Origin of the sequence: Enterococcus haemoperoxidus ATCC BAA-382 (assembly GCF_000407165.1) — a bacterium.
Lineage (GTDB): Bacteria > Bacillota > Bacilli > Lactobacillales > Enterococcaceae > Enterococcus_L > Enterococcus_L haemoperoxidus.
In genome coordinates this window covers 804,620-816,802 of the sequence record NZ_KE136480.1, presented here as the reverse complement: position 1 = coordinate 816,802, position 12,183 = coordinate 804,620, and the positions used below count along the sequence as shown (strand labels likewise).

The following is a 12,183-nucleotide window of genomic DNA, read 5'->3' as shown; positions in this document are numbered from 1 at the left end:
AGGGTTGTTTGTCTAGTATGAATATATATTAACTTGAAATTATGACTATTTTGTGTTGAATTTGCGGTTTCTTTGATACGTTTGTTAGACGAAAATCTGAATTTTAAACACAAACGAGATGCTAACTAAAGAAGGTACTATTTCTAGTCGTGTTATCAGCTATCGCTCTTTTTATAACAAACTGTAAAACTACAGTAAGAATATCTCACTCTAATTCAACAGTAAATGTCCTATTTCTGTAACTCAAATGATTACATAAATCAAAGAAACAATCTATTAAATGATTTAGCTCAGTAAATACATATTATATCGTTTTTATATTCGTATTTTAATTATTATCTATCAAAAAACTTATGCTTATCTGTTAAATGAATTCACTTCTTTTTTGTTATTTACTATAAAAAAAGCATCTCCTTCATTGTTATTTATCAAAAAATTAGAATGATACAGAAAAATATGATAAATAAGTTACTTTTACCTGTTGTATAATTACATTTATGTAAATATAAGTTCCTTTAAGATTTTATATTTTTACCATATGAACATTATTAAAAAAAGGAAGGTACGTGTGCTTTAATGAATGATTCATGTAGAAAAGGTTCGTTTAAATTTTTATTGTATTCGAGTACGCTTGTCATAGCAGCAAGTAATTCTGTACAAGGATTGGCCGCAACGCTGGAACAGATACCACCATCCTCATCAGTTCAAACGATTTTAGAAAAAGATTATAAGACTGTATTACAGGACTACACCCAGGCAAAAGAGGAATATGAGCAAATAAAAGAACGTTACGACATTGCATTAAAAGATTATAATACATCGAAAAGTGAAGCAGACAAAACTTACAAAACTGCAGATGAACTAAAGACAGCTTTAGATGAATTAAAGGAAACCTATCAAACACAGCTAACAAAATTTGAAGAAGCTAGTAAGAATTATGAAGTAAGCAGGGCTACATATGAAACAAACAAGTCTAATTATGAAGCACATATTGAACACTATAATACAGCCAAAAATGCTTACGAAACAGAAAAAATACTTTATGAACAATCAGAATCAACATTTACGACTATGCAAAATGAATATCACGATGCTCGAACAAAATATGAAGAATTAAACGAAGATGCGGAGAAAAAAAGAACAGACTACGAAACCCTACGTATCGCATATGAAAACAAACAAGAAATCTACAACGAAGCCGCGGCAGCTTACACAACAGTTCGAACTGCCTATAATAAGGCAAAAGATACTTATAATACCCAATTGAATGACTATAACGTACAAAAACTATCTTATGAGAATCTACTTAACACTTATACTACTAAAAAGACAGCTTATGATGCTAAAGCTAAAGAATTTAATCAGGCAACTATATCATACAGTACATTAAAAACAGAACTTGAAACTGCTAAAAATGACTACTCTGAAGTCAAAACAGAATATGATCAAGTGCTCAAAGAATATAACGTACTATTGACAGAGTACAACAAGGCTAAAGAAAGTTACCTAGCGGATAAAGTAGCTTATGAAAAACGGCTGTCCGAATTGAACACCTCAATAAATAATTACAAGAGTAAACTTGCTGAGTATAATAAAATCAAAAACGATTATCAAACAACGAAACAAAAATACGAAGAAACAAAGACTAATTATGAGACTCTATCACAGCAATTAAAAGAATTAGCGAGTCAATACGAAGCAGAACGCACAACCTATGAAACCAAAAAGACAGCGTTTGATCAAAAAACGAAAACATATGAAGCAGCTAAAACCACATATGATCAACAAAAATCTGAATATGATGGGAAACTTGCTGCTTACGACACAGATTTGAAGATTTATAATGAAAAACGAACTGCAGCAGAAGCTCTTCTAAAACAATATGAAGAAGGTACCGTGGAATATTCAACGGCACTAGCGGCATACACTGAAAATAATAATCGTTACAATGAAGTGAATAAAGAATATCAGCAAGTAAAAGAACAATCTGACTCGCTAACTGCTTTATTCAAAGAGGTCAAAACAAGTTATGAGACTGCAATAAGTGCGTTCCAAGTCATTACTAACGCTTACCAGTCTATCAAACAAACATACGATTCCCTTGTAAAACAATGTGATCAAGCAAAAATTGATTATCAGCAAGTAGAAAAAGAGTATCAAACCATCAGTACTAGCTATACTCACGTAATGAGTGTCTATGCTGAAACAGAAACAGCTTATAAAACTACACTTAAAGAGTCTGATGAAGTAAAAGCTCAATTTGATCAAGTAAAATCATCCTATGATACTATCTCAGATAAATTTACAATTGGATCAGAAATTTTGAGCACGACCGAAGCTAACTACATTGAGGCAAATAAAACATATGAAGCTGTTATCCAAAAATATGAACTAGCTCGCGCAGAATATGATCGGCTTTTCCAAGAATATCAAGCACTAAAAAATGAATTAGCACAATTAAAGTCAGAGCTTTCACAGACAGAAACAACTTTTGTAGATTTAGGAAAAATATTAGAAACAACTCAAAAACAATACACTAATTTAAAAACACAATATGCTGAAACAATGGCTGATTTCGCAGAAGTTAAAAAGCAGTTTTCTGATCTAGGAGTAGATTACACAACTGCGAAAACAGCTTATACAGCTGCAGCAGAAGCAATTTCAAAAGTAAAAGAAACTTTTGCATTACGAGAAAAAGAATATGCTGATTTAGCTGCTTACTATACTCGTCTTAAAACTAAATACGAAGAAACTCTGGAAACCTATAACACAACTTCGGACATGTTAGTTGAAGTTACAGCTGAACAAAAGGTACATGAAGCTGAGTTCATTACCATTTCACAAGAATATAAAAGCTTAACAGAATCCTTTACAGCAATTAAGTCTGAGTACGATGACGTGAATACAGCATACAAAACTGCGAATGATGCGTGGAAATTAGCTGATGCTGCATATCAAGGTGCAAATGGAAAACTAAAAACACTTAAAGATGACTATGATGCTGCTCTTAGACTCTTTAACAGTCTACAAACTAAATATGATCTTGCTAAAGAAAGCTTCAGTACAGCTGCAAAACCTTATGAAGATGCACTTGCTGCTTATGAAAATGCAGTTACTGCCGAAGAGCAAATTAATGCTGCGGTTACTAGTATGGAGCAAGTTCTTGGAAAATTTCCAGAGGATAAAATTACACAAGAAAATTATACAGAAATTCCTGATATTTTAACTACTTGGGAAACAGAATATAGTGCAGCTAAAAAAGATCTAAAAACAGCTTTAATTGATTCTTGGCCAATCATTGAAGAATATCAAGCAAAAAATGTTATCTACAATGCTAGTCCAATTGCACCTGATATTAAACATGATTTAGTGTATAATCCAGAAACTTTTGAAGCTAAATTAACAGACTTTATTGCAGATGCGGAAGAAATGATGCAAAAAAATCTTGATAAAGCTAATGCTTATCAAAAATATTATGAATCATATAGTAACTATCAAAAAGCATTTGATGCATATACATCTGGCTGGAAAATTGGAAATGATGGAGATCCAAATGATGACTATACTAATGTTTGGCAACCAATTTTTAATTCATTAACTACAGGAGATTTTACTCCTATATCAGCCGATTTCACAACTGATAATCTGCAAAAGATGAACACTTTAGAAGATTGGAATACATTTGTAGCCGCTTATGAAAAAGCAGTTTTAGAGCAAGTCACAAAATTCTCCGAGTATGGAGCTTATTTAGAGGGAGTTGCATCATCGTGGGCACAGGCGCAAAAAGATATAACAGAATCAATTAAAGCTTTTAATGCTCAAACTGGTAGTAATGTTCAAATTTATTATTTGAATGATCCTCTCCCGAAATCAATTGAAAGTATGTATGAAATCACTTCTACTGTTTCTGCAGCAAATATAAAAAGTCTAAAAAATAACCCTTTTCCAGAAATACCTGGGTCCCCAATATCAATTTATTATTGGTTAACAAATCAATTTAGACAAAGTGGGCAGTATAGTGGTTTTATAACGGGACAAAATCTAGATATTATTTTACCAGCTCCTGATTTTAGTGTGGAACCTATCAAATCAGGTTTAGAATTACTAGAGCTTAAAAAAATCACAGCTCCAGTAATTCCAACAGTACCCGATATGCCCGGAAATCCTGTAGAGCCAGAGGGAATCAACACTCCTAAAAAAGTAGATTCTGTAGCAGAACCAGTGAATCCAGCAATTGCACCTTCTGCAGCTTCAACAAATAGTTTCACGGGTATCACTGGAATTGATCTACCAACACTAACACAGGATCACGCATCTACTCCTCCTGATTCAATTATAGAATTAGGTACTTCTGAAGACATCACAGATGTGGAATTAGATAGTGAAGAAGCCGAAGAAAGTATTCAACCTGACGCTCCTGTGGAGTTAAATGATCTAGAAGATATTACTAACGCAGATCCACTGGAAAAGCCTAAAGAACTAGAAAAAGTACCTGAAGTGGAAAAACCAGTTATTCCAGAAGTTACGGCGCCAGAATCGGCAGATCCTGCAGAAGCTCCAGTAGAAAAACCAATTGAGATTACTACGCCAACAAAACCTAAAACAGTAGAAAATCCTATGCCAGTAAAATTATCTAATACTCCTGAAGCGTTGGAAGAACCTAAAAAGAAAGCTGAAGAAAAGGTTTTACCAATGACTGCCAGTACTAAAACAACTACCATCGCAGATTCTTCAAAAACGAAACTTCCCAATACACGTTCTGGAAGAAAACTGCCAAATACCGGAACCGAAACGTCTCTGATGGGACAAGGAGTGGGCGCCTTTGTGACAGGAGCAGCTGGATCACTTCTTTTCTGGAAGAGAAAAAAAGGAAAACATAGTAAATAGATTTTGATTTTCTATTTAGCTAGTACTATATTAGTTAATTGAATTTAATTACTATAATGATTAAAAAACACCAAGAATCAATCACTTCAATGTTGAATGATTGATTCTTGGTGTTTTTCTATTTTAAAAGATTTACTACTTTGGTAAAGTCTATTTTGGTACTTTTGTCTTAAAAAATTGATTGATCAAAACGTTGCGTTGGGATTCACTAATACGGAAACTTCTCTCCCTTTGGTCGCCAAGTATTGTTCATCATCTGCTTTGGCAACGACTAGCTTGATGCTTCTTTCCTTAGGATTTGACGGGCTTGATTCGTTGTACTGTGATTCACTAGTACGGAAACTTCTCTCCCTTTGGTCGCCAAGTATTGTTCATCATCTGCTTTGGCAACGACTAGCTTGATGCTTTTTTCTTTAGGATTTGATTGGCTTGATTCGTTGTACTGTGATTCACTAGTATGGTAACTTCTCTCCCTTTGGTCGCCAAGTATTGTTCATCATCTGCTTTGGCAACGACTAGCTTGATGCTTTTTTCTTTAGGATTTGATTGGCTTGATTCGTTGTACTGTGATTCACTAGTATGGTAACTTCTCTCCCTTTAGTCGCCAAGTATTGTTCATCATCTGCTCTGTGGGCAGTCGCAGTGATTCACAACAAATACCCGCTCTTCGGGGAAAGAGCGGGAAAAGGAGTTAAAAAATGAAAAAGTGTTTTGTTAGGGTTGTTTGGTATAAATATATAATAACTCCAAATTGTGACTATTTTGTGTTGAAAAATTGGATTCTTTACTACGATTGTTTGTTGAAAATCTGAATTTATTTTAGATTTTTATAATCTTTGGTTGGGTTTTATCAAAAAGTTAGTTGCTTGTTCTCAATAATGCTTGTGTCGTACATCGAAAAGAGCCGCCAAATATTCTTGAAATTTCATAATCTAACGTTTCCACCTTCATCCCATAACTTTGCAACGCAGCAATCAATTCTGTAAATGATTGATCGGTAACGTACACAGATTCATTTATTGGGAGACCATTAGCCATTAATAAGGACGCTTCTTTTAAAGAAATGTTTATCTTATCCCAATTGTTTAACTCTGTCGGTAAACCATCTAAAAATGCTTCCTCACAGTAAATCATCAAACCATCTTTGACCATGCTCAGTGCACAATCTAAATGTAGTATGTCTGGATGCAAACGTACTGGTATGACATCATAATCCCAGTGAGCTAAAAGTGACTTCAACCAATTGATTCCATTTAGATTACTCGCCAATCCAGAGTAACCCACAAATATTTTTTTCCCATAAACTAAAACATCGCCACCCTCTAGAAAAGGACCTGCTTCACTTTCTAATCCTTCGGAAATATCTGGTTGTGGCGCAGCTAAATAAACTGCTTCTGAATGTTTGGATTCTCCAGTTAAAATATCTCGAATCGGTAATATTTCCAACCGTCGATGAGCAAATCTCAGATTTCCTTCAATAATGAAATGACCAAATGTGAAAAACGGATCTCTTGAAAAAAAATTAGCATATCCATGTCCACTCTCTTTGCCTAACGTCTTTTCATATTCTGTTAACATTCTCGGTCTAATAACTTCTACGCCATAAGATGTTAATAGTTGAAACATTTCCTCTTTTTCATTTTCCCATTTTTTTTGCATATCTGGGTAAAGATCACCTACATCACCAACTTTATTACTGAAAAGAGTGAGGTTCTCTTCTGATAGAAAGCTTGTATCTAACTCATCTTCCCCTTCTGGTAAATAAAATTGTGATTGCGCTAAAACAACTCTTTTTAACGGAGCAAATTCACTCTCTACAAAATTAGTCTTCATTACTTGTCACTCCACCTATCGTTACTTTTTCATCATTATAGCAAAATTCTACTGATTTTTATAGAAAGGCAATCTTTACCAGATTATATCTTATTGCTTAATTAAAGAAACCCGTTCCCCAAGTCGTGCCTGTCTGCCCATCATCTGGTCCCACAGCAATATAACGACGGGCGCCCCCTTGACTGATATAACTGATCCAAACATAGCCGTTACTATGAAGATAATAATCATAATTGATGGCCATGCCAGGTAAATAATAATCAAGTGCTGGACTACTATTGTCATCTGGATTCGTATCACGGCTAACCGCTAATTTTCTATCAGGATAAAATGTGCCTGACATTGAAATCAAGCCAGATTGTTGTTCTTGCGGCACGGGTTTTGGTTTTGGGGAATTTGGCTGTGGTTTCAGCTGACTGCTTTCATTTTTTCCATACCGATATACCGTTATTGCTGGACAGCCATTTAATTTCCAAATCGTGTCGTGATCATTGATTGTGATACCATTGTAGCCATAATTACAATGAATAATTTGGTCTTGATCATCTGCAAAAATGCCTGTATGACCTGCTGCTCCTCCTGATGCTCCACGATTTCCCCAAATAAAAATATCTCCTTTTTTAGCAGGATAATTACCGGATGCATCTGCTTGTACCTGAGTCCAGCCAGCCTTTTCTAAATGTGCGAAAAGAGTATCTGTATTCCCCATCACTCCACTGGTTAAAAAATCACCGCTGATCAAAGCGAAATAAACTGCGCTTGAACAATCATAGCTGTTCGGACCTAGTCTTGCATTCATCGAGTAGGTGACTTTTCCTTTACGGTCCGTCATCCATTTAATCATATTTTCTATATTAGCCATTTTTTTACTCCCTTAATTTATTTTTTATAGAATCGTCTTAGCAACTTCTTGAACCTTTTGAATGATTTCTTCATCCTCCATCCAATTATCAGCTTGAATCCATTGGAGAATCAACTTCATTTTGTTGGGCGTCTCCGGATCTTTATCAACTAATTGTTCAGATTCAATTAACTCATAGACAAACGTGTTCATGATATCTATATCTAGCTTTTTCTGTATTTGAAGAATATACGTCAATGGAGGATTCCACCGTTGACTAGCAGCTAATTTTGCTTTTCCTCCAACTAAATCTGACCAATTTAGTTCTCTTTTTATTCTGATTTCATCGATTACTTTCCAGAAATCATCGACTGTTTTAATTGTATACATTGGTTTTACTCCTTTATTTTGGTTTGTATTTATGCTTTGATCTTACTCTATAATCAAGCGTGTTAACTTTTAACTTACTTTTAAAAGTCTCCCAAAAATCGTTTACGTCTACATTCTAAAAATAAAAAATGTTTCACATGAAACAAAAAAGGCTTGGTATCAAGCCTTTTTAAAGAAGAAGCATTATATTGAACAAAAACAGTCATGCCGAACCTACATAAAATAAGAAAAAATTTAATATAAACAGTGCACAATATATATATTATGTTAAAATTAACTAGTGTTATATAAAATAATTTATTTTAAAAGGAGAAATGGGAATGAAAAAGTTAAAATTGGGAATGGTTTGTTTATTTATGGGCGTATTAATTTTTAGTGGTTGCGGTCAGACAAATAATAAGTCAAATTCAGCAAGTACTGATACTAATAGTCAGGAAGAAAGTTCAGAGTTGTCTACTAACGAGAGTGTAGAAAAAACATCTGAGTCTAAATCTAGCAACTCAAGCGGTTTGAAGCTTATGATAGAAGCTGCTCAGTCACAAATCCCGAGTTTGAAAAAACAATACGAGGGAATGTATTCTGATATTTCTATAACTGAAGGTGAAGACAGTACTATTGTTTACACCTATACATTTGCACAGGAACCCGTTGCAAATATTGATACAGAAGCATTAAAACCAACATTGGTTAAAGGATTAAAACCCGTAATAGACGGAGCTAAAACGGTAGTTCCAGATGTTAAAATTCAAGTGATTTTCCTCAATCCAGATAAATCAGAAGTCATTAACTTTGTTATTACACAAGCTGACACAGATAGTATTGAGAGTGATACTCAGTAAACAGAGAAACCACCCTATTCGCTATAGGGTGGTTTTTTGTTGTTTAGTTTGTTTTAGTTACCTTTGCTATCTTACCCTGTTCGATATAAACCATCAAAATCGATACGTCAGCTGGATTGACACCACTGATTCGACTTGCTTGGGCAATCGTTTCTGGTTGAATTTTTTGCAATTTTTGTTTTGCTTCAGTAGCCAAACCATTGATTGCAGCATAATCGATATTTTCTGGAATTCGTTTGGCTTCCATACGTTTTAATTTATCGACTTTTTCCAAAGCTTTTTTTATATAACCTTCATATTTTAGTTGAATTTCAACTTGCTCAATGACTTTATCATCTAATTCTACCTCAGAAGATGGGATAAATTGTGTCACTTCATGATAGCTCATTTCTGGGCGTTTTAAGAAGTCTCCGGCTAGGACCCCATCTTTCAGCGGAACAGAACCTTTCGCTTCTAAAAACGCTTGTACGTCCGCTGTAGGCTTCACTCTGACTGAATTCAAGCGAGCAATTTCTGCTTCAACCGCTTTTTTCTTTTCAAGATAAGCTGCGTATTGGTCTTCTTTGACTAGTCCAATTTCATACCCTTGCTCTGTTAAACGTAAATCTGCATTGTCGTGGCGTAAAATCAAACGATATTCTGCTCTTGATGTTAGTAAACGATACGGTTCATTGGTTCCTTTTGTCACTAAATCATCGATCATAACACCGATATAACCATCGCTGCGTTTCATCACGAAAGGTTCTTTATCTTGGACTTTTAAAGCTGCATTGATTCCTGCAATTAGGCCTTGGCCTGCTGCTTCTTCGTAGCCGCTTGTACCATTTGTTTGTCCAGCCGTAAATAAACCATCGATAACTTTAGTTTCTAAGGTTGGACGTAATTGATGCGGCACGACAACATCATATTCGATCGCATAACCAGTACGCATCATTTCAGCTTTTTCTAAACCAGCAATTGAATGTAAGATATCCGTTTGGACATCTTCTGGTAATGAAGTAGACAGTCCTTGAACGTAAACTTCTTCTGTGTTCAATCCTTCTGGCTCCAAAAATAGTTGATGGCGAGGCTTGTCAGAAAAACGAACGATTTTATCTTCGATCGAAGGACAATAACGAGCGCCAACTCCTTCGACGATTCCTGTAAACATCGGTGCACGATGCAGATTGTCTTGGATGATTTCATGCGTTCCTTCATTTGTGTAAGTCAACCAACAAGAACGTTGATCTAAATTATAAGCACTATCCGGTGTACTAAAACTAAAGTGATTTGGTTGTTCATCACCAGGCTGTTCTTCTGTCACAGAATAATCGATCGTACTAGATTTCACACGTGGTGGTGTTCCTGTTTTGAAACGATCCATTTCAAGTCCAAGTTCTTTAAGATGATCCGCTAAACCAATTGACGGTAATGAATTGTTGGGTCCTGAAGAATATTTTAGTTCACCGATAATGATTTCTCCGCGAAGAGCTGTTCCTGCTGTAATAATCACGGCTTTACTTTGATATTGTGCACCTGTTGTTGTGATAACGCCTTTACAAATACCATCTTCTACGATCAAGCGTTCAACGATTCCTTGACGTAATGATAAGTTGTCCGTCCGCTCGATTGTGTGCTTCATTTCTGTTGCGTAAGCGTGTTTATCCGCTTGGGCGCGCAACGCGCGAACGGCCGGACCTTTTCCAGTGTTTAGCATCCGCATTTGGATGTATGTTTTGTCTATATTGTGACCCATTTCGCCGCCTAACGCATCGATTTCTCGCACAACGACGCCTTTTGCTGGCCCTCCCACAGACGGATTACATGGCATAAAGGCCACCATATCTAAATTGATTGTTAGTAGCAGTGTTTTACTGCCCATACGAGCGGATGCTAAGGCTGCTTCTGAACCGGCATGGCCTGCTCCGACTACAATTACGTCATAAGATTCTGCTTTAAATTGATTCATCGACTCTTCCTCTCTATTTCCCTAAACAAAATTGACTGAATAATTGAGTGATCAGTTCATCTTGGACACTGTCACCGACGATTTCACCTAAAAAATCCCAGCAGCGTGTCATATCCATTTGAACGAGATCGACCGGCATTCCAGCTTCGATTCCTCGAATCACTTCATCCAGCGCTATAGCTGCCTGATCTAGTAATGCGATATGGCGGGTATTAGATACGTATGTGGCATCTTTTTCCCCTGTTTGCCCGCCGAAAAATAAGTCTGCGATTTTTAATTCTAGTTGTTCCATCCCAGTATTAGATAAAACAGATACGGGTAAAATTTCTTCATCTTTAACGAGCTGTTTTAATTCTTCTCGATTTAATTGAGAAGGTAAATCCATTTTATTCAGTAAAATCACGCGCTTTAACCCATCTGTTGCTACTAACAATTGACGATCTTCATTTGTTAATGGCTCATTTTGATTCAGAACTAGCAAAATCAAATCAGATTCAGCTAATGCTTTACGGCTACGTTCTACGCCGATTCGTTCCACAATATCTTCTGTTTCTCTAATACCAGCTGTATCGATCAATTTCAGTGGTACTCCACGAACGTTGACGTATTCTTCGATAACATCACGTGTCGTTCCGGCAATATCTGTTACGATCGCTTTTTCTTCCCGTAATAAATGATTCAGTAGACTAGATTTTCCAACGTTTGGACGACCGATAATCGCTGTGCTTAAACCTTCGCGCAAAATTTTCCCTTGTTTCGCTGTTGTTAGTAATCCTTCGATCTGAGCTTTAACAAATCCAGCTTTTTCAAGCAATAATTTCGTCGTTAATTCCTCTACATCATCATATTCAGGATAATCGATATTTACTTCGACCTGGGCCAAAGTTTCTAAGATTTCCTGTCTTAATGAGCGGATCAAAGAAGATAAATTGCCATCTAATTGATCTAACGCAACATGCATCGCTCGATCCGTTTTCGCCCGAATCAAGTCCATCACAGCTTCTGCTTGAGATAGATCCATTCGACCATTTAGAAACGCTCGTTTCGTAAATTCGCCTGGTTCAGCCAAACGTGCACCTTCTCTTAACAATAGCTGCAATAATTGGTTGACAACGACAATTCCGCCATGACAGTTTATTTCAACGACATCTTCTCTGGTAAACGTTTTTGGTGCCCGCATGACAGATACCATCACTTCATCCAGCAAACTATCATCTTTAGGATCAAGAATATGACCATAATGAATCGTATGAGAGGGAACATCTAATAATTGCTTACTGCCAGAACGGTAAACTTTATCTGCAATAGCAACTGCTTCATCGCCACTTAAGCGAACAATACTGATTGCTCCTTCGCCAGGAGGCGTTGAAATTGCGGCGATTGTATCAAATTCTAATGTTATTTGTTGCATGTTTGACTGACTTCCTTTCGTTATTGAATTGAGC

Annotated in this window: 7 protein-coding genes; 2 read left to right on the top strand and 5 right to left on the bottom strand. The window is 36.0% G+C overall.

Annotated elements, in window-relative coordinates:
• The first annotated feature begins 576 nt into the window (after positions 1–576).
• Positions 577–4,887, top strand: coding sequence for an LPXTG cell wall anchor domain-containing protein (locus I583_RS14400; protein ID WP_010762152.1), 4,311 nt, complete (start codon positions 577–579; stop codon positions 4,885–4,887).
• A gap of 858 nt (positions 4,888–5,745) precedes the next feature.
• Here I583_RS14400 and I583_RS14395 read toward each other — a convergent pair.
• The 3 genes from I583_RS14395 to I583_RS14385 all read right to left on the bottom strand — a co-directional run bounded on the left by I583_RS14395 (position 5,746) and on the right by I583_RS14385 (position 7,951).
• Complete coding sequence (locus I583_RS14395) at positions 5,746–6,720, bottom strand: dimethylarginine dimethylaminohydrolase family protein (protein ID WP_010762150.1); 975 nt, start codon at positions 6,718–6,720, stop codon at positions 5,746–5,748.
• 97 nt (positions 6,721–6,817) lie between these two features.
• Positions 6,818–7,582, bottom strand: a complete 765-nt coding sequence (locus I583_RS14390; RefSeq protein WP_010762149.1) for a peptidoglycan amidohydrolase family protein — start codon at positions 7,580–7,582, stop codon at positions 6,818–6,820.
• 24 nt (positions 7,583–7,606) lie between these two features.
• Positions 7,607–7,951 carry a hypothetical protein gene (locus I583_RS14385; RefSeq protein ID WP_010762148.1) on the bottom strand — a complete coding sequence of 115 codons (345 nt, stop codon included), beginning with the start codon at positions 7,949–7,951 and terminating at the stop codon, positions 7,607–7,609.
• Positions 7,952–8,271: 320 nt separating this feature from the next.
• Between I583_RS14385 and I583_RS14380 the strand changes: the two genes are divergently transcribed.
• Entirely contained in the window at positions 8,272–8,790 is a 519-nt protein-coding gene (locus I583_RS14380) for a hypothetical protein (RefSeq protein WP_010762147.1), read from the top strand.
• A 43-nt stretch (positions 8,791–8,833) separates the two neighbouring features.
• On the opposite strand, the gene mnmG is transcribed toward I583_RS14380, so the two are convergent.
• A complete protein-coding gene (gene mnmG, locus I583_RS14375; protein WP_010762146.1) occupies positions 8,834–10,738 on the bottom strand; it encodes a tRNA uridine-5-carboxymethylaminomethyl(34) synthesis enzyme MnmG in 1,905 nt (634 codons plus the stop codon).
• Positions 10,739–10,751: 13 nt separating this feature from the next.
• Entirely contained in the window at positions 10,752–12,149 is a 1,398-nt protein-coding gene (gene mnmE / locus I583_RS14370; RefSeq protein ID WP_010762145.1) for a tRNA uridine-5-carboxymethylaminomethyl(34) synthesis GTPase MnmE, read from the bottom strand.
• Positions 12,150–12,183 lie beyond the last annotated feature (34 nt).

What these genes read in the sequence shown, in the direction of transcription:
- I583_RS14400 (WP_010762152.1), top strand. Translation starts at nt 577, where the DNA reads ATGAATGATTCATGTAGAAAAGGTTCGTTTAAATTTTTATTGTATTCG.
- I583_RS14395 (WP_010762150.1), bottom strand. Translation starts at nt 6,720, where the DNA reads ATGAAGACTAATTTTGTAGAGAGTGAATTTGCTCCGTTAAAAAGAGTT.
- mnmG (WP_010762146.1), bottom strand. Translation starts at nt 10,738, where the DNA reads ATGAATCAATTTAAAGCAGAATCTTATGACGTAATTGTAGTCGGAGCA.
- mnmE (WP_010762145.1), bottom strand. Translation starts at nt 12,149, where the DNA reads ATGCAACAAATAACATTAGAATTTGATACAATCGCCGCAATTTCAACG.
- I583_RS14385 (WP_010762148.1), bottom strand. Translation starts at nt 7,951, where the DNA reads ATGTATACAATTAAAACAGTCGATGATTTCTGGAAAGTAATCGATGAA.
- I583_RS14390 (WP_010762149.1), bottom strand. Translation starts at nt 7,582, where the DNA reads ATGGCTAATATAGAAAATATGATTAAATGGATGACGGACCGTAAAGGA.
- I583_RS14380 (WP_010762147.1), top strand. Translation starts at nt 8,272, where the DNA reads ATGAAAAAGTTAAAATTGGGAATGGTTTGTTTATTTATGGGCGTATTA.